Annotated in this window: 15 protein-coding genes; 11 read left to right on the top strand and 4 right to left on the bottom strand. The window is 66.7% G+C overall.

The annotated features are described in order from the left end of the window. The first annotated feature begins 309 nt into the window (after positions 1-309). The 3 genes from B8V81_RS04195 to B8V81_RS04185 all read left to right on the top strand — a co-directional run bounded on the left by B8V81_RS04195 (position 310) and on the right by B8V81_RS04185 (position 3,899). A complete protein-coding gene (locus B8V81_RS04195; RefSeq protein ID WP_101807806.1) occupies positions 310-1,656 on the top strand; it encodes an extracellular solute-binding protein in 1,347 nt (448 codons plus the stop codon). Positions 1,657-1,761: 105 nt separating this feature from the next. Next, the gene (locus tag B8V81_RS04190; RefSeq protein WP_101807805.1) at positions 1,762-3,057 is read left to right on the top strand and encodes a carbohydrate ABC transporter permease; all 1,296 of its coding nucleotides are present in this window, start codon (positions 1,762-1,764) and stop codon (positions 3,055-3,057) included. Continuing rightward, a complete protein-coding gene (locus tag B8V81_RS04185; protein ID WP_028597126.1) occupies positions 3,057-3,899 on the top strand; it encodes a sugar ABC transporter permease in 843 nt (280 codons plus the stop codon). The genes B8V81_RS04190 and B8V81_RS04185 overlap by 1 nt, the downstream gene beginning before the upstream one ends. 231 nt (positions 3,900-4,130) lie before the next feature. Here B8V81_RS04185 and B8V81_RS04180 read toward each other — a convergent pair whose 3' ends face one another. Together B8V81_RS04180 and B8V81_RS04175 are read right to left on the bottom strand one after the other, a co-directional pair. Beyond that, entirely contained in the window at positions 4,131-6,221 is a 2,091-nt protein-coding gene (locus B8V81_RS04180; protein ID WP_244912716.1) for an MMPL family transporter, read from the bottom strand. 385 nt (positions 6,222-6,606) lie between these two features. Beyond that, complete coding sequence (locus B8V81_RS04175) at positions 6,607-7,224, bottom strand: TetR/AcrR family transcriptional regulator (RefSeq protein ID WP_028597124.1); 618 nt, start codon at positions 7,222-7,224, stop codon at positions 6,607-6,609. Between the two features lie 1,043 nt (positions 7,225-8,267). On the opposite strand from B8V81_RS04175, the gene B8V81_RS04170 reads away from it, so the two are divergent. The 7 genes from B8V81_RS04170 (at position 8,268) to B8V81_RS04140 (ending at position 22,941) form a co-directional block, all read left to right on the top strand. Beyond that, positions 8,268-13,940 carry an S-layer homology domain-containing protein gene (locus B8V81_RS04170; RefSeq protein WP_425320488.1) on the top strand — a complete coding sequence of 1,891 codons (5,673 nt, stop codon included), beginning with the start codon at positions 8,268-8,270 and terminating at the stop codon, positions 13,938-13,940. Between the two features lie 1,505 nt (positions 13,941-15,445). After that, positions 15,446-18,154, top strand: a complete 2,709-nt coding sequence (locus tag B8V81_RS04165; RefSeq protein ID WP_101807803.1) for a discoidin domain-containing protein — start codon at positions 15,446-15,448, stop codon at positions 18,152-18,154. Between the two features lie 115 nt (positions 18,155-18,269). Next, a complete protein-coding gene (locus tag B8V81_RS04160) occupies positions 18,270-19,166 on the top strand; it encodes a glucose 1-dehydrogenase (RefSeq protein WP_028597122.1) in 897 nt (298 codons plus the stop codon). Between the two features lie 215 nt (positions 19,167-19,381). Beyond that, the gene (locus tag B8V81_RS04155) at positions 19,382-20,074 is read left to right on the top strand and encodes a response regulator transcription factor (protein ID WP_101807802.1); all 693 of its coding nucleotides are present in this window, start codon (positions 19,382-19,384) and stop codon (positions 20,072-20,074) included. Continuing rightward, positions 20,067-21,200, top strand: a complete 1,134-nt coding sequence (locus tag B8V81_RS04150; RefSeq protein ID WP_052332866.1) for a sensor histidine kinase — start codon at positions 20,067-20,069, stop codon at positions 21,198-21,200. Before B8V81_RS04155 ends, B8V81_RS04150 begins: the two co-directional genes overlap by 8 nt. Positions 21,201-21,274: 74 nt before the next feature. After that, positions 21,275-22,327, top strand: coding sequence for a M15 family metallopeptidase (locus B8V81_RS04145; RefSeq protein ID WP_052332865.1), 1,053 nt, complete (start codon positions 21,275-21,277; stop codon positions 22,325-22,327). A gap of 29 nt (positions 22,328-22,356) precedes the next feature. Further along, positions 22,357-22,941: a VanZ family protein gene (locus tag B8V81_RS04140; protein ID WP_052332864.1), complete on the top strand. Its 585-nt coding sequence runs from the start codon at positions 22,357-22,359 to the stop codon at positions 22,939-22,941. 456 nt (positions 22,942-23,397) lie between these two features. On the opposite strand, the gene B8V81_RS04135 is transcribed toward B8V81_RS04140, so the two are convergent. Continuing rightward, positions 23,398-24,336 (bottom strand): aldo/keto reductase, encoded by a 939-nt coding sequence (locus tag B8V81_RS04135; RefSeq protein WP_028597120.1) that lies wholly within the window; start codon positions 24,334-24,336, stop codon positions 23,398-23,400. A 2-nt stretch (positions 24,337-24,338) separates the two neighbouring features. Next, positions 24,339-25,409 (bottom strand): Gfo/Idh/MocA family protein, encoded by a 1,071-nt coding sequence (locus B8V81_RS04130; protein ID WP_084136467.1) that lies wholly within the window; start codon positions 25,407-25,409, stop codon positions 24,339-24,341. Positions 25,410-25,525: 116 nt separating this feature from the next. On the opposite strand from B8V81_RS04130, the gene B8V81_RS04125 reads away from it, so the two are divergent. Further along, positions 25,526-26,362: an AraC family transcriptional regulator gene (locus B8V81_RS04125; RefSeq protein WP_028597119.1), complete on the top strand. Its 837-nt coding sequence runs from the start codon at positions 25,526-25,528 to the stop codon at positions 26,360-26,362. Positions 26,363-26,539 lie beyond the last annotated feature (177 nt).

Here is a 26,539-nt window from a genome sequence, read left to right as displayed (position 1 = left end):
GCGGACCGCGGTAAGTGCGCGGCGGCGAAGCGCGCGGAGCAGGCGGACGGCGAATAGCGAGCTGGCGGGAAAGCGGAGGCATGGACAGCGAAAGCATGGACAGCCAAAGCATGGACAGCGGAAGCGCGCGCGGCAGCGGAAGCAGTGGAACTTTTCTGAAGAAGCGATCGAGCCCTCAAAAGTCCGCCTCCGATCCCTTGGTCACAATCGTGCTCATCCCGGTCACCAGGTTGGTAGTGGCCCCATCCTCGCGCCATCTACAATGACATCATGCAAGCTGGATCGCGACACATAGGGGAGGATACAACGATGAACAAAAAAACGACCGCAGCGGCGGCGCTGGTGCTGGCGCTCTCGCTCACAAGCCTGGCGGCCTGCGGAAGCAACGGCAACAGCAACGGCAACAGCGGCAGCGCCGGCAATGCGGGCAGCGCCGCGAACGAAGCGGCGCCTACGGCCGCGCCGTCCAACGACGCCGCCGCGAACGCAGGCGGCGAAGCGAGCGGCATGCCGGAGAAGCCGGCCGAGCTGACGATCTGGCCGGACGACAACGCCGAGAGCGTCGCCGCCATCACGGCCATCACCGACAAGTACACGGAGAAGACGGGCATCAAGGTGAGCGTCAAGCCGGTCAAGATGAACGACCAGCAGCAGATCCTCTCGCTCGACGGACCGGCCGGCAAAGGGCCGGACCTGTTCTTCCAGCCCGGCATCGGCAACCTGGTGCTCAAAGGGCTCGTGCAGCCGGTGAAGGCGGAGCAGCCGGTGCTGGACGCGTACACGCCGGAATCGCTCACCGCGCTCAGCCAGGAAGGCCAACTGTACGGCCTGCCTTTCGTCACGGAGACGTACGCGCTGTTCTACAACAAGAAGCTCGTGCCGACGCCGCCGGCGACGGTCGCCGATCTGGAGAAGCTGGCGGCCGAGCAGACCGACGCGAAGAAGCAGAAGTACGGCTTCCTGATGGAAGGGCTGAACTTCTACTATGCGTGGGCGTTCATGGGCGGCAACGACGGCTATATCTTCAAGAAGACCGACACCGGCTTCGACACCGCCGACATCGGCCTGAACAAGGAAGGCGCCGTCGCCGGCGTGAAGCTGATCCAGAGCTGGTTCGAAAAGGGCTACCTGCCGAAAGGCGTGAACGGCGACGTCGTCGGCGGCCTGTTCGGAGCGGGCCAGGTCGGCGCGGTCATCAACGGACCGTGGGCGATCACCGACTACAAGAAGCAGCTCGGCGACGACCTCGGCGTGGCGCCGCTGCCGACGCTGGACAACGGCAAGCACCCGACGTCCTTCATCGGCGTCAAGGGCTGGATGCTCTCCAAGTTCTCCAAGAGCCCGGAGTGGGCGAGCGATCTGGCCGCGTTCATCACGAACGAGGAGAACGCGCTGGAGTATTACGAAAAGACGGGTCAGGTGCCGCCGGTCAAAGGCGTGCTGAACAACGAGAAGCTGACGGGCGATCCGCTCGTCGCCGGCTTCTCCGAGCAGGTGCAGTACGGCCAGCCGTTCCCGACCGTGCCGGAGCTGGACTACGTCTGGGATCCGATGGCCAACGCGCTGAAGTTCGCTTCCGAAGGCCGCGACGTGCAGCAGTCGCTTGACGACGCCGTCAAGCAGGTGCAGGACAAGATCGCGATGTCCGGCAAGTAAGCGAGCATGCACAAGCCTGCGGGCCGCCGGGCGACCGGCACGCTCCGCAGGCTTTATTTTCGGCCGCGCATGAGAAATAGAGCTGGGATAGGAAGGAGAGTCATCATGCAAAACGCGCTGCAAACCGGGCCTGGTCCGGGCGGGGCGCCGTCGCCGAAGCGGGCGGCGTGGCTGTCCGTCGTGCCCGGCCTCGGCCAGCTGTACAACCGGCGCTACATCAAGGGAGGCATCCTGCTGCTGCTGGCGCTGTCGCTGGCGGCGTCGCTCGGGGCGTGGACGGTCCAAGGGCTGCAAGGACTCGTCACGCTCGGCGAGGACCCGAACGTCGACGACAGCCGGACGCTGCTGACCGAGGGCATCCTCGCGCTGCTGCTCGGCCTCGCGCTGCTGGCCGCCTATGGGCTGAACATCCGCGACGCCTGGCGCGACGCGGTCCGCCGCCGCGAGGGCGAGCGCATCCCGTCGATGCGGCAGGCGTTCCACGACAGCTACGACAAAGGCTTCCCGTACTTCGTCGTCGTGCCGAGCTTCATCCTGCTGGCGATGGTCGTCATTTTCCCGCTGCTGTTCATGGTCGCGCTGGCGTTCACGAACTACAGCCTGTACAACTCGCCGCCGGCGAAGCTGCTCGACTGGGTCGGCTGGGCCAACTTCAAGGAGCTGTTCGTCAACCCGCTGTGGACGCAGAGCCTGCTGTCCGTCCTCTCCTGGACGGTCTTCTGGACGCTCGTCGCCACGACGCTCCAGATCGCGCTCGCGATGCTGCTCGCGGTGCTGGTGAACGACAGCCGCATCCGCTTCAAAAAGGCGATCCGCACCGTGCTCATCCTGCCGTGGGCGGTGCCGTCGTTCATGACGGTGCTCGTGTTCGCGGCGATGTTCAACGATACGTTCGGGGCGATCAACACGCAGCTGCTCGCGCCCTTCGGCGTTCAGATCCCGTGGCTGACCGACGCCGGCTGGGCGCGGACCGCGATCATCCTGATCCAGGTGTGGCTCGGCTTCCCGTATGTGTTCACGCTGTTCACCGGCGTGCTGCAGAGCATCTCCAAGGACTGGTACGAGGCCGCCGACGTCGACGGAGGCAGCCGCTGGCAGAAGTTCCGCTTCATCACGCTGCCGCATGTGCTGTTCGCCACCGCGCCGCTGCTCATCATGCAGTACTCGTTCAATTTCAACAACTTCAACATCATCTTCCTGTTCAACAAAGGCGGTCCGCCGGTGCCGGGCCAGAGCGCGGGGGCGACGGACATCCTCATCTCCTGGGTGTACAACCTGACGTTCACCGACAACAACTACAAGATGGCCGCGGCCATCAGCATCATCATGGGCGTCGTCGTCGCCGCCTTCGCCCTGTACCAGTTCCGGCGGACGCGCTCGTTCCGCGAGGAGGGATATTGATGGGCCGCACGCTGCGTTCCCGGCTGGAAGTGTCCGGCATCTACCTGATCGTCCTGGTCCTATTCGCCGTCATCCTGTACCCGCTGCTGTGGGCGGTGAGCATCTCGCTCAACCCCGGCAGCACGCTGTTCAGCGCCAAGCTGATTCCCGACAACCTGACGCTGGACCATTATCGCTGGCTGTTCGCCGATCCGCTGAGCGAATACGGGCTGTGGTACAAAAACACGCTCATCGTCGCCTCGTTCAACGCGCTCATCAGCGTCTCGCTCGTGTCGATGCTGGCGTTCGTATTCTCGCGCTTCCGCTTCGCGGGCCGCAAGCACGGCATCTACACGTTCCTGCTGCTGCAGATGTTCCCCGTGCTCATGGGCATGGTGGCGATCTACCTGCTGCTGAACCTCGTCAACCTGCTCGATACGTTCGCGGGGCTGATCCTGATCTATTCCATCGGCGGGCTGCCGATGAACGTCTTCCTCGTCAAAGGCTACCTCGACACGATCCCGCGCGACCTCGACGAGTCGGCGACGATGGACGGAGCCGGGCATCTGACGGTGTTCTTCCGCATCCTGATGCCGCTCGCCCGGCCGATCCTGGCCGTCGTGGCGCTGTTCACGTTCATGGCGCCGTTCATGGACTTCCTGACGCCGCGCATCATCCTGCGCTCGCCGGAGAAGTACACGCTGGCGCTCGGGCTGTACAACTTCATCAACGACAAGTTCTCCAACAACTTCACGATCTTCGCGGCGGGCACGATCCTGATCGCTGTCCCGATCGCCACCGTGTTCCTGCTGCTGCAGCGGTTCCTCATCTCCGGCCTGGCGGACGGAGCGACGAAGGGGTGACCGGATGGGGAGCCGTGGGAGCCGGAGGCGCGTAAGAGAGCCGTATGCGCTTCGGCAGCCGTCCCGATCCGTTTCATCAAAAAGAAGCGTCCCTCCCGCATCGCTGCGGGTCGGGACGCTTCTTTTTGAATTGGAGCGCTTGCGTATGCCTTCTGAATTGGAGCGCTTGCGTATGCCTTTTAAAATGGAACGCTTGGTGTGCCTTTTGAATCGGAACGCTTGCGGTCCGCCTTACGGCTTCCGCGCGGAAGCGACCTTCGCGACCTGCTCGCGCTCGCCGCCGGCCGCGTTCAGCTCGGCGATCAGCTTGTCGCCCTCGACGTCGAGGTTCGGCAGGATGCGGTCGAGCCAGCGCGGCAGGCTCCACGCCTTGTCGCCGAACAGCGCCATGACGGCGGGCACGAGCGTCATGCGGATGAGGAAGGCGTCGAGCAGGATGCCGAGCGCCAGCGCGAAGCCGATCTGCTTGATCATGATGTCATGCGTGAAGATGAAGCCGGCGAACACGGACACCATGATGACCGCCGCCGCAACGACGACGCGGCTCGCCTGCTCGTAGCCGTGCACGACGCTGTCGCGTCCGCGATGGCCGTGGACGTACGACTCGCGCATCGAGGAGACGAGGAATACCTGGTAATCCATCGCGAGGCCGTACAGGATGCCGGTGACGAGGATCGGGATGAAGCTCATGATCGGGCCGCCCGTATCGAAGCCGAGCAGGTCCTTCATCCAGCCCCATTGGAAGATGGCGGTCGTGATGCCGAACGTGGCGAGCACGCTCAGCAGGAAGCCGACCGTCGCCTTGATCGGCACGAGGATCGAGCGGAAGACGAGCAGCAGGATGATCAGCGACAGCAGCACGATGATGCCGATGTACAGCGGGAATACTTCGGCCAGTCGGGCCGACATGTCGATGTTGATCGCCGTGAAGCCGGTGACGCCGATCGTCACGCCGTTGCCCGCGGACAGGGCGGAGTCCTGGTCGCGCAGCGTCTCGACGAGCGTCTTGGTCGCCTCGTCGGTCGGGCCGGACTTCGGAATGACGCTCAGGATCGCCATCTTGCCGCCTTCGGAGAGGCCCATCGGCGTAACGATCGAGACGTCCTTCACCTGCTGCAGCTCGGCCGCCAGCTTGCCGAGCGCTTCCGGAGCGATCGCGCCGCCGGCTTCGCGCGGCTCGGCCACGAGCAGCAGCGGGCCGTTGTAGCCTTCGCCGAAGCCTTTGGCGATCGCGTCGTAGCTCTGGCGCTGGCCGGAGTCGAGGTTGGCGGTCGCGCCGGACGGGATGCCCATCTGCATGTCGCGGACCGGCAAGGCGGCCGCGCCGAGCGCGACGATGACGACGAGGATGGCGAGCCAGCGGAAGCGGATGATGAAGCGGACCCAGCTATGGGCGAAGCTGTGCTTCTGCGTTCCCCCGGCCTTGCGGCTTTTCTCGCGCGCCTTGGCCGAGCAGATGCGCTCGCCGACGAGCCCGAGCAGCGCGGGCAGCAGCGACAGCGCGACGAGCACGCTGATGAACACCGTGACGGAGGCGACGAGCGCCATCGTGCTCAGGAAGGCGATGCCGATGACGAGCAGGCCGCAGAGCGAGATGATGACGGTCAGGCCGGCGAAGAACACGGCGCTGCCCGCCGTGCCGACGGCGCGTCCGGCCGCTTCGCGCGCCGTCAGCCCCTGGTCGAGGATGAGGCGGCGCTGGCGGTTGACGATGAACAGCGCGTAGTCGATGCCGACCGCGAGGCCGACCATGAGGGCGAGGATCGGCGTGAACGACGTCATCGGCACGAAGCTCGAGATCGAGTACGCGCCGCCGACGCCGATGCCGACGCCGATGAGCGCGGTCAGGATCGGCAGGCCCGCGGCGACGAGCGAGCCGAGCGTGACGAGCAGCGCGAGGACGGCGACGACGAGGCCGTACACTTCGTTGGCGCCGATCGGAATTTCCGGCATGAGCAGCGAGTCGCTCGGCAGCGAGGTGATGCCGGTGCCGCTCTCGGCTTTTTCGACGGTGGCGATGATGTCGTTCAGCACGTCCGTCGGGACGGATGTCTTTTGCACCGTGAATTGGAACTGGAACAGAGCGACGCTGCCGTCGGAGGCGATCAGCGCGCCGGGAACGGGCTGGCCGTCGACGATCAGCGGGCCGTACGGCATCGCCGCCGCGCCGGTCGCGCCTGCGGCGGCTCCGCCTTGGGCTGCGCCCGCGGCCTGGTCCTGGGCGCCGGCGCCTTGGCCTGCGGCGGCATCCTGGCCGCCCTGAGCCGCGCCTTGCTGCGCCTGGGCGCCGGCCCGCCGCCAGATCGGCGGGGTTGATGACATACTCCTGCTTGTAGATGTCGGCGATGGCGGCGAGGATCGCCTGCTGGCGCTCCGGCGTGTCGAGCCGCTCGCCGTCAGGCGCGGTGAAGACGACGCTGCCCTGATCTCCGGCTGCCTGCGGCAGCTCCTGCTGGAGCTTGTCGAGCACTTTTTGCGATTCGGTGCCTTCGATCTTCATTTCGGAGCTGACGCTCACGCCATTGGATGCGATCAGGGCGACGACGGCGCCGAGGATGACGACCCAGGCGGCGATGAACGCCCATGGCTTGTCGAAGGCGGTCTTGCCGAGCTTGTAGAAGAGCTTGGACATGATGGGATGCATTCTCCTTTGATGGGGGATGAGGCGAGCGGGCGGCGAAGCGCCGCGCGGGCTGGGGCAGGGCGGTCAGAAGCCGCTTTTCAGATAGCCGAACGTCGTCTCCAGATGCTGCTCGAACGGAATCGCGTCCGGCGCGCGGTCCTCCGGATCTCCGGGCAGCCGCACCTTGAGGGTGCCGTCGAGAATCGGCAGCACCGCGCCGAATACGGCTCCGGCGAGCAGATGGGTGTAGACGATATCTCGGCCGTCCGCGGAGTAGCGCCGCAGCTCCTCCTCCGCGCCGGCCTGCAGTCGCTTGAGCACGCTCAGGATGAACGGCTCCAGCGTAGGATGGCGGCGCGAGAGCGTGAACAGCTCGCGCACCTTTCCCAGCAGGTCGGCCGTGAAGCGGGCCTGCAGCCAGCGATGCAGCACGTCGAGCGGCGAGAGCCGCTCCGCGAGATCGATGTGCAGCTCCTGGTCTTCGTCGACGTTGCCGTCGAACGTCATGGCGATCATCGCGACCGCCTCTTCCTTGCACGAGAAGTAGTTCGCGAACGTCCGCCGCGAATAGCCGGCCCGCTGCACGACGTCCTCGACGACGAAGCCGTCCAGCCCTTTTTCGAGCGCAAGCTCGAACGCCGCCTTGGCCAGGGCGTGGGCGGTCGCTTCTTTTTTAAGATCGCGCAGGCTGTGCGGGCGCATGTCAATCACCTCCTTGAATAAGCGGACTGAAAATAGCTGTTTTCATCGTACTTTACTTGTTGCCCAATGTGCAAGTTTGCCTTTTGAGCAACGCTTTCATTTTCTCCATGCAGCATTTCCCTCCGCTGCCTGCCGGTTCATAAGGCGCTCAGCCGCCCGATGCGCTATACTAGGCGGAGCCAAGGACAAAATCCGCGGCGCTGCGGTCCGCTCGGCCTCCTTCCCAGAGCGCTTATGTGAGAGTGGGCGCGGATGAGGGCTCCGGGCCGCAGCATAACCTTTCTGTCTCCTCCTGCACATACGTGCGGGAGGCTTTTTTGCGTTCCGCGGCGGCCTTGGCCTGCGCATCAGGTCACGATCTTGCTCTTGGAGGTCCTGTTTGTGGTAGAGGGCCGGTCCGTCTTTTCTTAAACTGAAAGCGCTTAGACGAAAGGACGACTCATGAGGGGGAACGACAGATGGGGAAAAGCTTCAGCCGGCTGCTGGCCGCGCTGCTCAGCCTGATCCTGCTGCTGCCGCCGCTGTCGGCGGCTGCGGCGGAGGAGCCGGGCGCAAGCGCTGGCGCGGGGACGGCAGCGACGGTCGGGGAGTCCGTGTATGTGCGGCTCAAGAACGAATGGAAGGGCTACTACCTGTATGAAGCGGAAGGGAAGCTGCGGTACGGATTCCCGGCGATCGCCGACCGTTCGGCCCAGTGGAGCGTGGAGGAAGGGCCGGGGGGAGCGAAAAGGCTCGTCAACCGGGCGACCGGCCATGCGGTGACGAGGGAGGGCGCGCCGAATCCGCTCGATGCGCTGGGCGTATCGAGCGCGGCTCTTGAAGAGGCGGCGGCTTGGACGTTGTCGGCAGCCGGAGGCGGCTATGGAGCGGATGCGGTGAACGTATCCGTTCCGGGAGCGCCGGGCCGTGTGCTTAACATCCAGATGCGGACCGGCTTCGCCAACGCCAGCGACTGGGCGCAGCCGTCCTGGGGCTCTGCCGTGTGGCATCTGGAGCGCGCGCTGGACGCCGAGCCGGTGCGGCTGGTGGAGGATTGGAAGGGCATGGCTCTGTATGAAAAGAACGGCCAGGTCGAATACGGAACGCCGGCTGCGAACGACCCGGCCTCGCATTGGCTCCGCGTGCCCGGCGCGACGCCGGGCAGCGAGCGGCTCGTCAACCGGGCGACCGGCCATGTGCTGAACCGCCTCGGCAACGACGGCGACGCGCTGAACGCGCCGGCGAAAGCGGCCGAGCTGCCGGAGGGCAGCTCGGCGGGCGACCTGCTCGTCGAGACTCAGGCCGGCGGCAAGCTTACGCTCCGCAGCGCGGAGCATCCGTCGTACATTCTGCATGTGCAGCAGCAGACCGGCTTTTTGCAGATCAGCGACTGGGCGCAGCCCGGCTGGGGCAGCTCGAGCTGGCGGCTGGAAGCGGCGACGGACGCGCCGGCCATGCGGCTGCAGGACGGCGGCTCGGGGCTGTATCTGGCCGCCCGGGACGGGGCCGTCGCTTCGCTCGCGGCGGATTATCAGGACCCGTCGTCGCATTGGGCGATCGAGGACGACGGCATGGCGGTGCGGCTGCGGAACGTCGCCGACGGCCGGTATATGAGCCGCGCGGCCGCAGGCGCGCCGCTCGCGCTCGCGGCTGCGGGCGCAGCGGGCGATTCGGTCCGCTGGAGCCTGACGCCGGCCCGCGACGAGCTCGGAGCGGGGACCAAGGCCGGCTTCGCCGCATGGGGAGAGCCGGAGCTCAAGCTGCATGCGGCCGCAGGAGACGGCACGGCCCGCGCGGGCGCGATCGGCGCGGAGCAGGCCGCCTTTGCCGAGTGGACGGTCAAGGAGCCGGCTCCGGACGCGGAGCTGTCGCCTTATGTGCGCATCAAGAACGATTATCTGGAGCTGTATCTGTTCGAGCAGGACGGCAAGCTCGCCTACGGCAACGCCGCGGCGGCGGATGAGGCCGCCATGTGGCTCGTCGAGGACGTGCCGGGCAAGGAGGGCGTCAAGACGATCCGCAACCGGGCGACCGGACATTACATGACGCTGGAAGGCGTCAAGCCGGACTCGCGCGAGCCGGTGCGGGTGGCGGAGCGGACGAACGGCTCCCTGCTTGCGGAATGGATCGTGAAGGACACGAAGGGGCTGCGGCTCATCCGCAGCGCGGCGGACGCGCGTCCGGAGTCCGCATCGGGCTACCTGAACGTCGAGCATCAGCTCAAGACGGCGGAGTACAACCCGATCGATCCGAACTGGGGCAGTCCGAAATGGCGCTTCGAGACGTTCGCGGAAGGCGGAGAGCCGCAGCCGCAGCCGCCGCTCGAGCTGCCGGACGGCTATGTGCGGCTGATCGGTCAAAGCGGCGGCGAGGCTCTGCTGGCTGGCGGCAGCGGCGCGGTGCTGTACGGCTCGGCGGAGCCGGGCGACGAGCGCTCCCACTGGCTGCCCGCTCCTGCGGAGGACGGCGGCTGGCGGCTGCAGAACCGGGCCACGGGCGGCTGGCTTCGCTGGAGCGCGGGCAAGGCTTATTTGACGGCAGCGGCAGCGGACGAATCCGGCTCGGCCGGGACCGGCTCCGGCTCCGGCTGGGCGCTGGAGCGCGGGCCGGCGGACGGCACGGCGCTGCTGCGCAGCCTGTCGCCGGGCCGCTCCGACGAATACGTGCATATCGAGGACGGCCAGGGGTATGCTCAGCTCGGCCTGCGCTCGGTGGACAAGGCCCGGGTGCAGTGGCGGCTGGAAGCCGCGCCGCTGGACGGGTTCGTGCCGGAGGAGGACGCCGCGATCGGCGACGGCTCGACGCCGGCCGCGCCGCATGGAGGCGTCTACCGGCTGAGGAATGGCGCGGATCGGTATGCAGGCATGGCAAGCGATGGCGCCGTATCGGCGCTTGCGGGCCGCGACGCGGGAGCAGCCGCGCTGTGGCGGCTGGAGGATTTCAACGGCAGGCAGCGGCTGCGCGGCGCGGGCGGCCGTTATCTGGCGGTCGGCGCCGATGGCCAGATCCGCTCCGTGGAAGCGTCGGAAGCGGCGGCGGAGCCGGCGCAGTGGCGGCTTGAGACGCGCGGCGGCAGGATCATGCTGCACAGCGCGGCGCGGCCGGGACAGGCGCTGGCGCTGTCCGGCGGAGGGCTGCGCCTGGAGGCGTCCGCCGAGACGGGGGCGGCGCCGGAGAGCATCCTGTGGACGCTCGAGGAGCTGCCTGGCGATATCCGCTACGAGGCCGAGAACGGCTTCATGAGCGGCGGCGCGGCGGCGTCGTCGCAGCGGGACGGATATAGCGGCTCGGGCTATGCGGCCGGAATCGGGCAGGCGGGCAGCCGCCTCATCGTGGCGGTGGCGGCCGGCGCGGCCGGCGACTACGAGACGGCGTTTCGAGTCGCGGCCGAGGGCGGTTCGGGGGCAGCGGACGTTGCCGTCAACGGCCTGCCGCAGGGACGGCTGGCGCTGGACGGCGCCGCAGGCTGGACGGACCTCTCCCTCGCGCTGCCGCTGCGCGAAGGGTCCAACTCGGTCGAGCTGAGCTTCCCGGACGGGGCTGCCGGCGGGCTGCTCGTCGACCGGCTGACGGTGAAGGGCGCGACCAGCCGCGCTTATCGCGGAGCGACGCTGCCTTTTTTGACCTATGAAGCCGAGCATGCGGCGACAAACGGCACGGCCGTCGGGCCGGACCGGGCGTTCATGACGTTCGCCTCCGAGGCTTCGGGCCGTCGCGCGGTCCTGCTGGACGCGCCGGGCCAGTTCGTGGAGTTCCGGCTGGACGAGCCGGCCAGCGCGATGACGCTGCGGTACGTCCTGCCCGACAGCGCCGACGGGGCGGGGCTGGACGCGGCGCTGAGCGTGACGGTCGACGGCGAGGATGCGGGCCGGATCGGCTTGTCCAGCAAGCATAGCTGGGTGTATGGCAGCTATCCTTGGTCCAACGAGCCGGAGGACGGCGATCCGCACCGGTTCTACGACGAGTCGCAGCTGCGGTTCGGCCGCACGCTGCCGGCGGGCTCGCTGCTGCGCCTGCAGCTTGGCGGCGACAGCGGAGCCGGGTATGTCGTCATCGACAGCGCGGACCTGGAGCTGGCTCCGGCGGCCTATGCCCGGCCGGACGGGTACCGGTCGATCGTCGATTACGGCGCCGCGCCGAATGACGGCCAGGACGACTCCGAGGCGCTTCGGGCCGCGATCGAGGATGCCCGCAGGGCCGGAGAGGGCGTATGGATTCCGGCCGGCACGTTCGAGCTGCGGCAAGGGCCGATCGAGCTGCGGGACATCGCGATCCGCGGCGCGGGCATGTGGCATTCCAAGCTGCAGGGCGCGGGCTTCATGGGCGTCGGCGGCGGCATTTCCGTGTATGACCTCATGATCGACGTCGGCGTGACGGCTCGGCATGACGAGCTGCGCGAGGCGGCGTTCGACGGCACGTTCGGGCGAGGCTCGACGATCCAGCAGGTATGGGTCGAGCATGCCAAAGCCGGCATCTGGTCGGTGCGCAGCGACGACGAGGACGGCGGCGTCGTCACGGACGGGCTGTACGCGGCGGGCTTGCGCATCCGCAATACGTACGCGGACGGCATCAACTTCTCGACCGGCACGCGGAACTCGATGGCCGAGCAGATCCACGTCCGCAACAGCGGCGACGACTCGATCGCGCTCTGGTCGGCGCGGCCGGAAGGCGTGAGCGCGGACGACGCCCGCGTGTCCGGCAACACGGTCCGCTACAACACGGTGCAGCTGCCGTGGCTCGCGGACAACATCGCGGTGTTCGGCGGCTCGGACAACAAGGTGCAGGACAACGTGCTGAGCGATACGGTCGGATTCGGCGCTGGCATCGCCTTGTCGACGCGCTTCAATCCGGTGCCTTTCGGCGGGCGCACGGTCGTCGAGCGCAACACGCTGATCCGCACCGGCGGGCGCGAGGCCAACTGGAAGCAGGACTTCGGCGGCATCTGGCTGTTCACGGACAGCCTGCCGATCGAGGCGAACATCGACCTCTTCGACAACAATGTGCTGGACAGCACGTACTCCGGCCTGTACGTCAGCGGCAATCAGCCGATGGGCGCGGCCGGAGGCGAGATCACGATCCGCAATCTGGTGCTGGCCGGCTCCGGCACCTGGGGCGTGCATGCCGGTCCGGGCGTGGCGGGCCGCGTGTTGCTCGAAGGGCTGGAGCAGCGCGGAGCGCTGCTCGGCAGCCGGTTCCGGGCCGGCGGCGCGACGGTCGAGCTGACCGAGACGCCGGGTGCGCCAGCGGCGGCGGCGCTGCCGTCCGACGGCGCGGCGACGGGAGAAGGGCTGGTCTGGCCGGGAGAACCGGGAGGACCGGGGGAGCCGGGTGAACCGGGAGAACCGGGTGAGCCGGGAGGACCGGGAGAGCCGGGCGGTCCGTCGGCGACACCGTCGCCGTCAGCTAGTCCGGCTCCTTCGTCCAGTGCCGCCCCGACGGCTTCGCCGACAGCCAATCCGGCAGCAGCGCTTGCCGAGGATGCAGACGCTTCTCTCGCCGCCAACGAACAGCTTGTGGAGGAAGCGGTCCGCACGGGACAGCGTTCCGTGCGGCTGCAGGCTTACCGCGCGGAGGACGGCCGATTGGCCGCGCTTGTGCCGCTCGCCGCGCTGCAGAGCTTGGCATCCGAGCCGGGCGTCCTGCTGCGGCTGGAAGCGGACGGCCGGGCGGTGGAGCTGTCGGCTCGCCAAGCGGCCGGGCTCGCCGGGCTTGTCGCGGCGGGCGATAAGGCGGCAGCGCTGCGGCTTGCGCTCGGCGACGCTCCGGCGTCGGCGAAGGCGCAGCTTGCGGCAGCGGCAGCGCAGCGCGGCGGCGTGACGGGAGCCGTCGCCGCCAGCTGGAGCGCCGAGCTGATCGCCGGCGGCAAGACGCTGCCGCTGCCGGACGGCTCGCTGGGCTACGTTTCCTTGCAGCTCCGTCTGGCGGAACGGCTGGATGCGGCCCGGACGGCCGCGCTCGTCGCCGGCTCGACCGGAGGCAAGCTGCGTACCGCGCCGGCGTTCGCAGCGCCGGACGCATCCGGCAGCCTTGTCGTCGTGCGCACGCTGAGCTCCGGCAGCTTCGCGGTCGCGCAGCTGCCCGCTCAAGCGTTCCGCGACGTGGCGGCCGGCCACTGGGCGGCAGGGGCGATTCATGCGCTTTCGGCCAAAGGCATCGCTTCCGGCGTGCCGGGAGGCTCGTTCGAGCCTTCGCGCCGCGTGACTCGCGCGGAAATCGCGCTGCTTCTGGCCCGCGCGTTCGAGCTGGAGGCGCTGCCTGCCGTTCCGGCAGCATGGAGCGACGCCGGCAAGCGCCCGAATGCCGCGGCGGCGCTGGCCGCCGTGCAGGCAGCCGGCATCGTGCAAGGCGATGCCGACGGACGCTTCCGTCCGGATGACGCGCTCAGCCGGCAGGAGCTGGCGGTGCTCGCCGCGCGCATTCTGGCGTTCGCGGGCGTTTCGGCAGCGAGCGGGGCCGCCGCTTCCGAGGCCGCTGCGAGCGCCGGCCTGGAGGCAGGCGGCGACGCGCAAGCAGAGGGGACTGCCGGAAGTTCCATTGCCGGAGCGGCAGCGTCCTCGGCGCCTGCGTTTGCAGATGCCGCCTCGATCCGCCCTTGGGCGGCGGACGCGGTACGCGAGCTGGCCGCTCGCGGCTTGCTGCTCGGCGCTCCGGACGGCAAGTTCCATCCGGAGGCAGACGTGACGCGCGCCGAGGCCGCGATGCTTCTGCTCCGCCTTCTGGAGCAGCTGCGGCCGTAACTCTATTTGACCGCACCTAGGAAGCTCTGGCCGTCCGTTTTGCCGATCCATCGGCATGCGGGCGGCTTTTTTGTTTTTGTCTCCGGAACGACGAGCCGAAGCAGCCGGTCCAAGGAACATGGGGGACGGCAGTCGCCTTTGTGCGATACGTTTGCGAGCCAGGATGTCAGCCAGTGGTGCGCAGTCGAGCCATTAAGTCGAGAAAATCGAGTTAGTCGGGATGCGGGGCGGAGCAACTCGGGCGAGCGGAGAGCCGAACAGTCGGAGATGCGCGGAAAAACCGAGTTACTCGGGCAAGTGGAGGGCCGAACGGTCGGAGATGCGCGGAAAAACCGAGCAGCTCGGGCAAGTGGAGGGTCGGACGGTCGGAGATGCGCGGAAAAACCGAGTAACTCGGGCGAGTGGAGGGCCGAACGGTCGGAGATGCGCGGAAAAACCGAGCAACTCGGGCAAGTGGAGGGCCGAACGGTCGGAGATGAGCGGAAAAACCGAGCAGCTCGGGCGAGTGGTGGGCCGAACGGTCGGAGATGCGCGGAAAAACCGAGTAATTCGGGTCAGTGGAGGGCCGAACGGTCGGAGATGCGCGGAAAAACCGAGTAACTCGGCAGTTCGGGTTGCATCTCGAAAGAAGAGCACGCGGCAAGCTGTAACCCGATTATCTCGGGTTGCAGCTCGAAAGAAGAGCACGCGGCAAGCTGTAACCCGATTATCTCGGGTTGCAGCTCGAAAGAAGAGCACGCGGTAAGCTGTAACCCGATTATCTCGGGTTACAGCTCGAAAGAAGAGCGCGCGGCAAGCTGTAACCCGATTATCTCGGGTTACAGCTCGAAAGAAGAGCACGCGGCAAGCTGTAACCCGATTATCTCGGGTTACAGCTCGAAAGAAGAGCGCGCGGTAAGCTGTAACCCGATTATCTCGGGTTACAGCTCGAAAGAAGAGCGCGCGGTAAGCTGTAACCCGATTATCTCGGGTTACAGCTCGAAAGAAGAGCACGCGGTAAGCTGTAACCCGATTATCTCGGGTTACAGCTCGAAAGACGAGCTCGCGGTAGGCTGTAACCCGATTATCTCGGGTTGCAGCTCGAAAGAAGAGCGCGCGGCAAGCTGTAACCCGATTATCTCGGGTTACAGCTCGAAAGAAGAGCACGCGGTAAGCTGTAACCCGATTAGTTCGGGTTGCAGCTCGAAAGACGAGCACGCGCCAAGCTGCAGCCCGATTGTTTCGGGTTACAGCTCGATGGGGCGGTGAATGAGGATCGGATCGCGCACGAATGGAAGCGAAAATCTGCTCAAAATGTCCGTACAGGTCACCAGAATGGTAGTATCCGCATCCGGTTGTCGAGATAATGGACTCGTAGAAAGCGCTTTCGACAAAGGGGCGAGCTTTTTCGGAGCCCGCATCTCGGCATGAAAGGGGAGAGAGGCGCAAACCAGGATTCGGACCGCCCGAAACGGTCCGCGGATGATGCCGAAAGGCGATCAGCCTACTTTTAAGGAGGAACAAGAATGAACCGATCTCCATGGATGCAGCGATGCGCTGCTGTCCTCGCCGCCGCCGTCCTGGCCGTGCAGCTCGTCGCGGCTGCGCCGCAAGCGTCCGCCGCGCCGACGATCTACGAAGCGGAGTCCGCCGCCCGAGCCGGCGGCGCGTCCGTCGCTAGCGACCATGCCGGCTATACCGGCAGCGGCTTTGTCGGCGGGTATACCGACGCGAACAAGGGCAGCGCCGCCACGACCTTCACGGTCAGCGCCGCCGCTGCCGGCAGCTACTCCGCCGCGCTTCGCTACGCCAACGGCACCGGCTCGTCCCAGACGCTCAGCCTGTACGTCAACGGCTCCAAGCTGAAGCAGCTGCCGCTGCCCGCCACGGCCAACTGGGACAGCTGGGCCGCCGCCAGCGAGACGGTGTCGCTGAACGCAGGCTCGAACACGATCCAGTACAAGTTCGACGCGGCCGACAGCGGCAACGTCAATCTCGACCATTTGGCGCTCGAGGCGTCGCTCGGCGCCAACCTGGCGCTGGGCAAAGCCGCCACGGCCAGCAGCAGCGTCGGCGGCTTCCCGGCTTCGAACGCGGTGGACGGAAATGTCTCTTCGTATTATGAAGGCGCTGCCGGCACCTACCCGAATACGCTGACCGTCGACCTGGGCAGCGCGCAGAGCATCTCCAGCGTAAAGGTCAAGCTGCCTTCCGGCTGGGGAACCCGCTCGCAGACGCTGGCCGTGCTCGGCAGCGCGAACAATACGTCCTACTCGACGCTGAAGGCGTCGGCCAGCTACACGTTCGATCCGGCGACGGGCAACGAAGCGGCGATTTCCTTTTCCGCCTCGTCCGCCCGGTACGTCCGCCTGAGCTTCACCGCCAACAGCGGAGCGACGGGCGGCCAGGCCGCCGAGCTCGAGGTGTATGGCCAGGCCGGGGCGACACCGACTCCGACCGCCACGCCGACTGCCACGCCGACGGCCACGCCAACCGCCACGCCAACCCCGACCCCTACGGCCACTCCGACCCCTACGCCTGCGCCGTCCGGCTCCTTCGGGGCGACGATGCCGTACGACACCTATCAGGCGGAAAGCCTGACCCACAACGGAACGGCCATCGGTCCGTCCCGCACGTTCGGCGATCCGGCCTCCGAGGCATCCGGCCGCAGGGCGGTGCGCCTGACCGGCGCCGGCCAGTACGTGCAGCTGACGCTGGCCAAGGCGGCGCAGGGCGTGACGGTGCGCTACTCGATCCCGGACAACGCCGCCGGCACCGGCATCGACGCAGGCATCAGCCTGTACGTGAACGGCACGCTCAAGCAGCAGGTGCCGCTGACGTCCAAGTACAGCTGGATCTACGGATCTTACAATACCGAGGGCGGCGAGATCCGCTGGTCCAACAACCCGAGCGCGCAGCCGACGACGCCTCATCACATGTACGACGAGGTCAGCTTCAAGCTCGACCAGAGCTACCCGGCCGGCACCGTCCTCAAGCTGCAGCGCGACGCCAGCAACTTGAATTTCGGGCAGACGTCCTACGTCACGGTGGACCTCGTCGAGACGGAGGCGGTTCCCGCCGCCCTTTCCAAGCCGGCGAACTATGTCTCCGTGACGGACTACGGCGCGACGGCGAATGGCGGCGGCGACGATACGGCGGCGTTCAACAGCGCGATCGCGGCGGTCAAAAACTCCGGCGGCACGCTCAAGGGCGTCTGGATTCCGGCGGGCTCGTTCACGATCGGCAGCGGCACGAAGGGCGCCGGCTACAACGGCACCGGCACCCGCCTGTACCTCGACAGCGGCGTCTCCATGCGCGGCGCGGGCATCTGGCATTCCGAGATCAACGGCGCGTATGCCGGACTGTACCTGCGCGGCGGCAACGTGACGATCTCCGACTTCAAGATCGCGCCGGACGACCGCATCCGCGACGACTACAACGGCGTGACGGCGGTCGAAGGCAACGGAACGAACTCCACGATCACGAACCTGTGGATCACCCATGCCAAGGTCGGCCTCTGGCTTACGAACCAGACGAGCGGCGCGACGTTCTCGAACTCCCGCATCCGCCACGTCTGGGCGGACGGCGTCAACCTCCACTACGGCACGTCGAACACGACCGTGACGAACAACTCGGTGCGCACGAGCGGAGACGACGGGCTGGCGATGTGGTCCGACACCTACCTGAACACGAACAATACGTTCAGCTTCAACACGGTGCAGATTCCGACGCTCGCGAACAACATCGCCATCTACGGCGGCAAGGACAACAAGGTGCTGAGCAACCTTTTGGAAGACACTGTCGTCAACGGGTCGGGCATCAGCTTCGGAACGAACTTCAATCCGCCGTCGATGACCGGCACGCTGACCGTCCAGAACAACCGCCTCGTGCGCGCCGGCTCCCTGCACAAGGACTACGGCTACGGCATCGGCGCGATCTGGGCGTACTGGCTGAACAACAACGGCAAGGCGCAAAGCCTGACCGTATCGGTAGCCGGCAATACGATCGAGGACAGCACGTACGCCGGCGTCTTCATCGAAGAACCCGCGCCGGGCATCTCGGTGACGTACAGCTCCAACACGATCACGAATGCCGGCACGCACGGCTTCTACGTGCGCGGCTCCGCGACGGGCAGCTCGACCTTTACGAACAATGCGGTGAACGGCGCGCCGTCCGGCAAGTTCGTGAACGACTCGCCGAGCTTCACGGCGAGCGGCTCCGGCAACAACTGGTAGACCGAACGGTTTTTCAGGCGAGACGGCGTTCATTTTCGCTCCCGAGGGGTATAACAAGGAGGAACAGGCCGGGTTGAACCGGCCGCAAGCCCCTCGATAAAGGAGAGATCGCATGATGAGCGACCCGAACCGCATGCAGGACCCGACGACGCAGTACCCGAAGGCCGGACCGGAATACAAGCAGGAGCAGGCTCCTCCGGGACTGGAAACGAAAATGGATCCGAAGCCGGATGACGGCTCCGGCAGCTACAAGGGCTCCGGACGGCTCGCTGGCCGCAAGGCCGTCGTGACGGGCGCGGACAGCGGCATCGGCCGCGCCGTTGCGATCGCCTACGCCCGCGAGGGCGCCGACGTCGTGCTGACGTATTTGCCCGAGGAGGAGGCCGACGCCAAGGAGGTCGTGCAGCAGATCGAGCAGGCCGGCCGCAAGGCGGTCGCCATCCCGGGCGACCTCAAGGACGAGGCGTTCTGCGAGTCGCTCATCGAGTCGGCGGTCAAGGAGCTCGGCGGCATCGACATCCTCGCCAACGTGGCGGGCATGCAGCAGTACGTCGAGGACATCGCCGACCTGACGACCGAGCAGTTCGACGCGACGTTCAAGACGAACGTCTACGCGCTGTTCTGGCTGTGCAAGGCGGCCATCCGCCACATGCCGGCCGGCGGCGCGATCATCAACACGTCGTCGATCCAGGCTTACTCGCCGTCGGAGATTCTGCTGGACTACGCCACGACAAAAAGCGCCATCAATACGTTCAGCAAGGCGCTTGCCCAGCAGGTCGCGCCGAAGGGCATCCGCGTGAACGTCGTCGCGCCGGGGCCGGTCTGGACGCCGCTGCAGATCAGCGGCGGCCAGCCGCAGCAGGTGCTGCCGGAGTTCGGCGCCAAGACGCCGCTCGGCCGTCCCGGCCAGCCGGCGGAGATGGCCGCGGCCTACGTGTTCCTGGCGAGCCAGGAGGCGAGCTACGTCGTCGGCGAGACGCTGAACGCCAACGGCGGCATGCCGACGCCGTAAGGCGGAGGCTGGCGAAGCCGCCTGTGGAACCCGCGTGAACAAGGGAAGAAGCTCCCTTGTCGGCGCTGGGGTGGAGCTGCGCCACGAAGCCCTTTCCCCAGCCCTGCCGCATCCAAAGCCCCCGTACAGGCGAGCCATTCGGCTTGCCTGCGCGGGGGCTTCGTTTTTCTTTCGCGCTCATTTCTGGTAGAACAGTAGGAAAGGCGGTGACGACGATGGAGGGACAAGCGACGATCCTGATCGCGGAGGACGAGGCCGAGATCGCGGATCTGATCGAGCTGCATCTGCAGAAGGAAGGCTTCCGCATCGTAAAGGCGAAGGACGGCCTCGAGGCGATCCAGGCGGTCGAGCTCGGGGGCATCGACCTGGCGGTGATGGATCTCATGATGCCCGGCATCGACGGGCTCGAGGCGACGCGCCGCATCCGCTCGGCGCATGCGCTGCCGATCCTCATGCTGAGCGCGCGCACGTCGGACTTCGACAAGATCTCGGGGCTCGTCATCGGCGCGGACGACTACATGACGAAGCCGTTCAATCCGCTGGAGCTGGTCGCGCGGGTGAAAGCCCAGCTGAGGCGCTCGGCGCTGCTCGCCCAGCCGAGGGTCGAGGACAGCGGGCGCGTCGAGGCGGCGGGCCTCATCCTCGACCCGGCGAGCCGCAGCGTGCGGCTGTACGGGCGCGAGCTGGAGCTGACGCCCAAGGAGTTCGATCTGCTCTACGCGCTGGCGCGCCATCCGGGGCAGGTGTTCAGCGGCGAGCAGCTTTTCCGGCAGGTGTGGAAGGAAGACTACTACGAAGGCACGAACACGGTGATGGTCCATATCCGCTCGCTGCGGCGCAAGCTCGGTTCCGACAAGGACAAGTGGATCAAGACGGTATGGGGAGTGGGGTACAAGTTCCATGCCTAGGTCCTTCCGCAGCTTCCGCTCGCGCATGATCGTGCTGCTCGCGCTCAGCATGGGCCTTGCCGGGCTGGCGACGTACATCGCGTACAAGCTGCTTCAAGCCTACTACACCTCGAGCGTGCGGTTCGAGGACGAGTCGGTCGTCCGCCTGCGCCAGCTCATCCGGCACGTCGGCGACTTCAACTTTTTCCTGCTGTTCTTCATCCCGCTCGCCGTGCTGTTCTTCTATGCGCTGTCCTCGCCTTACGCGCGCTACTTCCAGCAGATCTCGGGCGGCATCCGCGCGCTCGCGGAGGGCGACTTCGAGCGCCGCGTCGAGATCCGCTCGGGCGACGAGTTCCAATCGATCGCCGAGGATCTGGGGCAAGCGGGAGACAAGCTCCGGCAAGCGGTGCGCAGAGGCGACTTCGCCGAGAGCAGCAAGGACCAGCTCGTGCTCAACCTGGCCCATGACTTGCGGACGCCGCTCACCTCGGTCGTCGGCTACCTCGACTATGTGCTCAAGGACGACGGCTTGACGCCGGAGCAGACGCGCCATTATCTCGGCATCGCGGCGAGCAAGGCGCAGCGGCTCGAGCGGCTCATCGACGAGCTGTTCGAGGTGACGCGCCTGCAGCATGGCCAGCTCCCGCTGGAGCGCGCGGAGCTGGATCTGGCGGAGCTGCTGTCGCAGCTGAGCGAGGAGATGCAGCCGCTGTTTGAAAAAAACGGACTCGAAGCCCGGCTGGAGCTGGAGCCGCCGCTGCTTGTCCAGGCGGACGGCGACCTGCTCGCCCGCGTATTCGAGAACCTCGCCGTCAACGCCGCCCGCTACGGCGGGGACGGACGTTATGTGGACTTCCGCTGCTTCGCGGAGGGGGACGAGGCGGTCGCGCAGATCGTCAACTACGGCAGCCGCATCGAGCCGGAGGAGCTGCCGCATTTGTTCGACATGTTCTACACCGGCGACAAGTCGCGGCAGAGCGGCATCGGCGGCACCGGCATCGGCCTGTTCATCGCGCAGAACATCGTCGAGCGCCACGGCGGGACGATCGCGGCGCGCAGCGACATCGTGCGGACGGTTTTCGAGGTGCGGCTGCCGCGGGACGGGGCATCTGCATCTGCGAAGCCGATTTTAGAAAAAATTTAGGTTTGCCCGCCGGTTGTCTTTAGGTTCTTGCTCTAGCATAGAGCCTATCGGACAAGAGGAAGGCGGAGAGCGGCATGGACAACAGACGATGGCGGACGATCGGAATCGCGGCGGGACTCGCGGCCGTGCTGGCGGGCGGACTGCCCGGCTGCGGCATGGCGGAGCGGATGGCCGCAGCCATCGGCGCAGGGGAAGAGCATGGAGGCGGGAGCGCGGGGCAGGCGCAGACGGCTGGCGGGGATGCGGCCGGGAGGACGCCCGGAGGTGATACAGGGGACGGGGCGAGCGGCGCAAGCGGCGCGAGCAAGGCGGACAGCGCGAGCGATGCGGACGGCGGCAAAGCGGCCGGGGCGAGCGATGCGGCCAATGCAGCCAATGCGGCCGGAGAACGGCTGGAGGCGGGACTGGAGCAGGCTTTTTCCGGCAATCTGATGCTCGTCAACCGCGATCACGGCCTGCAGCCGGACGGCGCCCGGCTTGATCTCGTCACCCTGTCCAAGCAGCCGGGCGAGCTTCGCCTGGCGGAAGGAGAACAGGACGCCCAGCTGTCGCGCGAGGCGGCCGGTCGGTTCGCGGAGCTGGTCGCGGCGGCTCGCAAGGACGGCGTGGACGGGCTCGTCGTCAACAGCGCCTACCGCTCTGCCAAGGAGCAGGAGCGGCTGTACCGCGAGCAAGGGCCGGACTATGCCTTGCCGGCAGGGCACAGCGAGCACAACACCGGCCTGGCGCTCGACGTCGGCTCGGTGTTCGGCCGGATGGAGTCGACGGAGGAGGGCAGCTGGATGCGGGAGCATGCTTGGCGCTACGGCTTCGTCCTGCGGTATCCCGAGGACAAGACCGAGGTGACGGGCATCCAGTACGAGCCGTGGCATTTCCGCTACGTCGGCTTGCCGCATAGCGGAATCATGCAGGAGCGGGGCCTCGTGCTGGAGGAATACATCGCGCTGCTTCGGGAGGAAAAGAAGCTCCGCTTCAAGTCGCTCGGCAAGACGTACGCCATCTCCTGGCAGAAAGCGAGTCCCGGCGGAGCGGTTGCCGTCGCGGCTGGAAGCTTGGCGGAGCTGTCCGGGGACAATGCCGGCGGCATCATCGTCACGACTTGGCGGAACAAAGGCGGAGCGGGATGACAAACGAGACGGCAAGGAGGACAAGCGAGATGGCGAGTCGGACGAACGAATCGCTGCGGCGGACGAGCGGAACGGCCAGGCGTGCGGCGGCGACGAAAAGACAGGCTCCGATTGTCGGGCGCCTGCTTACGCTGGCTGTCTCCGTCCTGCTGCTCGGGTATGGCTGGGTGCTCGTCAAGGTCATCCTGTTCAAGCTCGGCACCGGCGACATCGGCTTTCTCGCCGAGCAGCTGAGGCAGTCCTTGAGCGACCCGGGACTTATCCTGGGGCGGATCCGCCGCGGAAATCTGGAGCCGTTCGGGCAGATTCGCAGCGACTGGGACGGAGGGAGCTCGATCGGACGGCTGAATCTGTTCGGCAATATCCTGATTTTCATTCCGTTCGGCATGCTGCTGACGCTCGCGCTGCGCCGCTCGCCGCTCCGGCTGCTCGGCGCGGCGGCGATCAGCTTCGCGGCCAGCCTTGCGCTGGAATGCGCCCAGGCGCTGCTCGGCATCGGCACGTTCGACGTGGACGACCTGATCCTCAATACGGCGGGCGGCGTGCTCGGCGCGATGGCCGCCGGAGCGGCGCTGCGGCTGTTTGGGCCAGGCCGGAAATCGGTGCGGCCTTAGGCAAGGCGTGTTCTGCTTTGCGAACGGACGGCGACCCAACGAAACGGAGGAGCCTTATTTTGTCGAATCGGACTCGTTTTTGCAACCCAACGATACGGACGAGCGCTATTCGGCCTTTCTGGCATGGCAGAAGCTCATTTTTGAAGCCATAAGCTCGCTGAGTATCGTTACATTTTTTGCGAGCCTCTTTTGGAGCAAATAGAGTCTGTCCGTATCGTTAGAGATGGTGGAGGGGCTGGTGGAGAGGCTGGAGGAACGGGAGAGGCTGGAGGGTCAGCGCAGCTCCCGGAATCGGACAGGGCATTAGGTTGACAGCCATCACGCATCGTCACACCTCGCGCGGGCAGCCGCGCGAGGTGCCGAAAGCTGCATCCAAGCCTGCAGCACGGCGGCCTATGATGGAGTCCGAAAAAAACGACCCGCCCGGCGTTTTCGCGCCAGGCGGGTCGTTTTTGCTTAGCGCGTCTCCGCCTGCAGGTCGAGCCAAGCGAGCTCGGCCGGAGAGAGCGCGATCTCGACTCCGTCGCGGCAGGAGCTCAGCTCGCCCGGGTTCTGCGCGCCGATCAGGGCGCAGGTCGGGAACGGCTGGTTCAGCACGTAGGCGAGCGCGATCTGGATCGTGCTGACGCCCTTCTCCGCGGCGAGCTCGCCTGCGCGGCGCAGCCGCTCCCAGTTGGCGTCGCTGTAGAACACGCGCACGAGGTCGGCGTTGCTGGTGTCCTCCGGTCCGAAGCGGCCGGTGAAGAAGCCGCGCGCCTGCGACGACCACGAGAACAGCGGCAGCTGCTCGCGCTCATGCCAGCGCAGCGTTTCCTCGTCGGCGGAGACGCAGCCGGCCCAGAACGGCTCTTTTGCCTTGGCCAGGCTCAGGTTCGGGCTGCTGAAGGCGAAGCCCGTCAAGCCGTGGGCGGCGGCGTAGTCGTTGGCCTCCTGCAGCCGCTGCCACGTCCAGTTGGAGCCGCCGATCGCGCCGATGCGGCCGGCCTCGATATGCTCGTTGAGCGCTTCGACGATGGCGCCGACCGGCACGGAGTGATCGTCGCGATGCAGCGCGTACAGCTCGATATGGTCGGTGCGCAGCCGCTCGAGGCTCGTCAGCAGATCGCTGCGGATCGCCTCGGCGTTCACGCGCGGGCCGGACTCGTCATGATGGGAGCCTTTGGTCAGGATCACGATGTCGGAGCGGTTGCCGCGCTCCTCCATATAGCGGCCGATGACCGTCTCGCTCTGCCCGCCGCAATAGATATGCGCCGTATCGATGGCGTTGCCGCCGGCGGCGAGGAAGGCGTCGAGATTGGCCGCCGCGCGCTCGTAGCTATCGTTCGTAAAATAATCCGAGCCCTTCATCAGCACGCTGATCGGCTTGGCGACACCTTTGACCGAGATCGTCTTCATGATCATTCGACTCCTTTCGATTCGAGAGCGCCGGCCGCGGCAGCCTCGGCCGAGCCGGCTCCGCAGGACGGCAGCTCGATGCGGACGCGCTGCTCCGCGGAGCGGAGGCATGCCTCCAGCACGCGCATGCCCGCGACCGCATCCTGCGGCGGGAAGCGCTGCGGCTCGCCGTGCAGCACCGTGCGGGCGAAGTCGTCGGCTTCGAGCGAGAAGTGGTCGACCTGCGGCACGTCGACATAGCGCCGGCCGCTGCCCGTCGTCACATAAAAGCCGGTCTCGCCTTCCAAGCCGGCCATGAACGCGGACGGCACCTCCAGGATGCCGTCCGTGCCCAGCACCTCGAGCTTGTTGCGGAATGCGCCCCACATGCCGCAGTCGAACGTGACGCCGAGGCCGCCGGGGAACTCCAGCAGCCCGCTCGCCATCATGTCGACGCCGCCGTGCTCGGGCGAGAACAGCGCGCGCGCCGTGACCGCCTCCGGCTCGGCGCCGATCAGCATCCGCGCGACGGAGATCGGATAGCAGCCGACATCGTAGAGCCCGCCGCCTCCCCATTCCTTGACAAAGCGCACGTTGCCGGAGCTGCCGGAGCTGTTGAACGTGAACGTCCCATGCAGGCTGCGAAGATCGCCGATCTCGCCGGAGGCGATGACCTCGCGGATCATCGCGTAGCGCGGATGATGCCGGTACATGAACGCCTCGGCCAGCTGGCGGCCGGCCTTCTGCGCCGCGAGCGCCATTTCCTCCGCCTCGGCGGCGGTCAGCGCGAGCGGCTTTTCGCAAAGCACATGCTTGCCGGCCTCGAGGGCGCGGATCGTCCATTCGCGGTGCAGATGATTGGGCAGCGGGATGTATACCGCCTCGATCGAATCGTCGGACAGCAGCTCCTCATAGCTGCCGTACGCCGCTTCGATGCCGAATTCGTCGGCCGTCCGCCGGGCTTTGTCCCGGTCGCGGCTTGCAAGGGCTTTCACTTCGTTGAGCTGCGAACGGAGCAGGCCGGGGATGACAGAGCCTCGCGCGATGCCTGCGGCTCCGAGCACGCCCCAGCGCAGCTTGGCTGATTGGGTCATGAACAACGCCTCCTTTAAGGTAGCTAATACGATATTGTGATTGTACCTGATGATTTACTTTTTAAAAATGAAAATATATGATACGAGTTAACACGATATTGCGATGGAGGTCGAACATGCAGCGACAGACGCATCTGCTCACGCTACCGGAGCAGCCCTATTTCATCCTGCCGGAATCGGTCGGAGTCTACTGCGACTACCCGGAGCATGAGGTGATGCGGGACGCCGGAGCGTTGAACAATTTCAGCATCCACATCGTCGTCTCCGGCAAAGGGTACGTGCGGACGGAATCCGGCCAGCAGGAGCTGACGCAGGGGCAGGCGGTGCTGTACTTTCCGCACGCGGCCCAGCAGTACGGCAGCAGCAAGGACGATCCGTGGGAGGTGCGCTGGATCCACTTCTACGGCGGCCGGCTGCGGGACTTCATGGTCGAGCGCGGCTTCCACCAGAACCTGCTCTGGAAGCTCCGCCAGCCGGCCGGCTGGATCGAGGCGCATCAGGCGCTGCTCGAGGAGGCGGAGGCGAGCAGCATGACGCGGCCCGCGCTGCTCTCGACGCTCGCCTACGGCGTGCTGGCGGAATTCGTGCAGCAGGCGGTGCCGCTCGGCTCGCCGTCCGCCAGTCCCGCGGAGGAGCGCATCCTGTCCTTGCTGCCGCGGCTCGAGGAGGAGGCGGCGAAGCCGTTCGTGCTGCAGGAGTGGGCGGAGCGCGCCGGCGTCAGCACCCACTATTTCTGCCGGCTGTTCAAGGGGGCGCTGGACATGACGCCGAGCGAGTTCGTCACGCGGGCCCGCCTGCAGCGCGCCAAGCAGCGGCTGCTGGAGCGGCGCGAGGCCAATATCGGCGAGATCGCGCTCGAGGCCGGCTATCCGAGCGCGAGCTATTTCAATAAACGGTTCCAGGAGCATGAAGGCATGACGCCGACGGAATACCGCAAGCTGTTCCGCGGCTGACCAGCCCGCTGGCGCACTCGCCTGCTAGCCGTCGCACACTCGCCCGCCGACGCACTCGCCCGCCGACGCATCCGCCCGCTGACGCACTCGCCCGCCGACGCACTCGCCCGCCGACGCATCCGCCCGCTGGCGCACTCGCCCGCCGACGCCTCCGCTCCGTCTCGCCCGCCCCGGCGA

The sequence above is a fragment of the Paenibacillus pasadenensis genome, assembly GCF_002864175.1.
GTDB lineage: Bacteria > Bacillota > Bacilli > Paenibacillales > Paenibacillaceae > Paenibacillus_O > Paenibacillus_O pasadenensis.
The sequence above is the reverse complement of the archived record's forward strand: the minus strand, read 5'-3'. Positions and strand labels throughout refer to the sequence as shown.

Bases quoted from the DNA above. Each gene is read 5' to 3' on its own strand.
- B8V81_RS04170 (WP_425320488.1), top strand. From the start codon at position 8,268: ATGGCTCTGTATGAAAAGAACGGCCAGGTCGAATACGGAACGCCGGCT.
- B8V81_RS04150 (WP_052332866.1), top strand. From the start codon at position 20,067: ATGCCTAGGTCCTTCCGCAGCTTCCGCTCGCGCATGATCGTGCTGCTC.
- B8V81_RS04125 (WP_028597119.1), top strand. From the start codon at position 25,526: ATGCAGCGACAGACGCATCTGCTCACGCTACCGGAGCAGCCCTATTTC.
- B8V81_RS04160 (WP_028597122.1), top strand. From the start codon at position 18,270: ATGAGCGACCCGAACCGCATGCAGGACCCGACGACGCAGTACCCGAAG.
- B8V81_RS04130 (WP_084136467.1), bottom strand. From the start codon at position 25,409: ATGACCCAATCAGCCAAGCTGCGCTGGGGCGTGCTCGGAGCCGCAGGC.
- B8V81_RS04185 (WP_028597126.1), top strand. From the start codon at position 3,057: ATGGGCCGCACGCTGCGTTCCCGGCTGGAAGTGTCCGGCATCTACCTG.
- B8V81_RS04145 (WP_052332865.1), top strand. From the start codon at position 21,275: ATGGACAACAGACGATGGCGGACGATCGGAATCGCGGCGGGACTCGCG.
- B8V81_RS04190 (WP_101807805.1), top strand. From the start codon at position 1,762: ATGCAAAACGCGCTGCAAACCGGGCCTGGTCCGGGCGGGGCGCCGTCG.
- B8V81_RS04140 (WP_052332864.1), top strand. From the start codon at position 22,357: ATGGCGAGTCGGACGAACGAATCGCTGCGGCGGACGAGCGGAACGGCC.
- B8V81_RS04155 (WP_101807802.1), top strand. From the start codon at position 19,382: ATGGAGGGACAAGCGACGATCCTGATCGCGGAGGACGAGGCCGAGATC.
- B8V81_RS04165 (WP_101807803.1), top strand. From the start codon at position 15,446: ATGAACCGATCTCCATGGATGCAGCGATGCGCTGCTGTCCTCGCCGCC.
- B8V81_RS04135 (WP_028597120.1), bottom strand. From the start codon at position 24,336: ATGAAGACGATCTCGGTCAAAGGTGTCGCCAAGCCGATCAGCGTGCTG.
- B8V81_RS04195 (WP_101807806.1), top strand. From the start codon at position 310: ATGAACAAAAAAACGACCGCAGCGGCGGCGCTGGTGCTGGCGCTCTCG.
- B8V81_RS04175 (WP_028597124.1), bottom strand. From the start codon at position 7,224: ATGCGCCCGCACAGCCTGCGCGATCTTAAAAAAGAAGCGACCGCCCAC.
- B8V81_RS04180 (WP_244912716.1), bottom strand. From the start codon at position 6,221: ATGTCATCAACCCCGCCGATCTGGCGGCGGGCCGGCGCCCAGGCGCAG.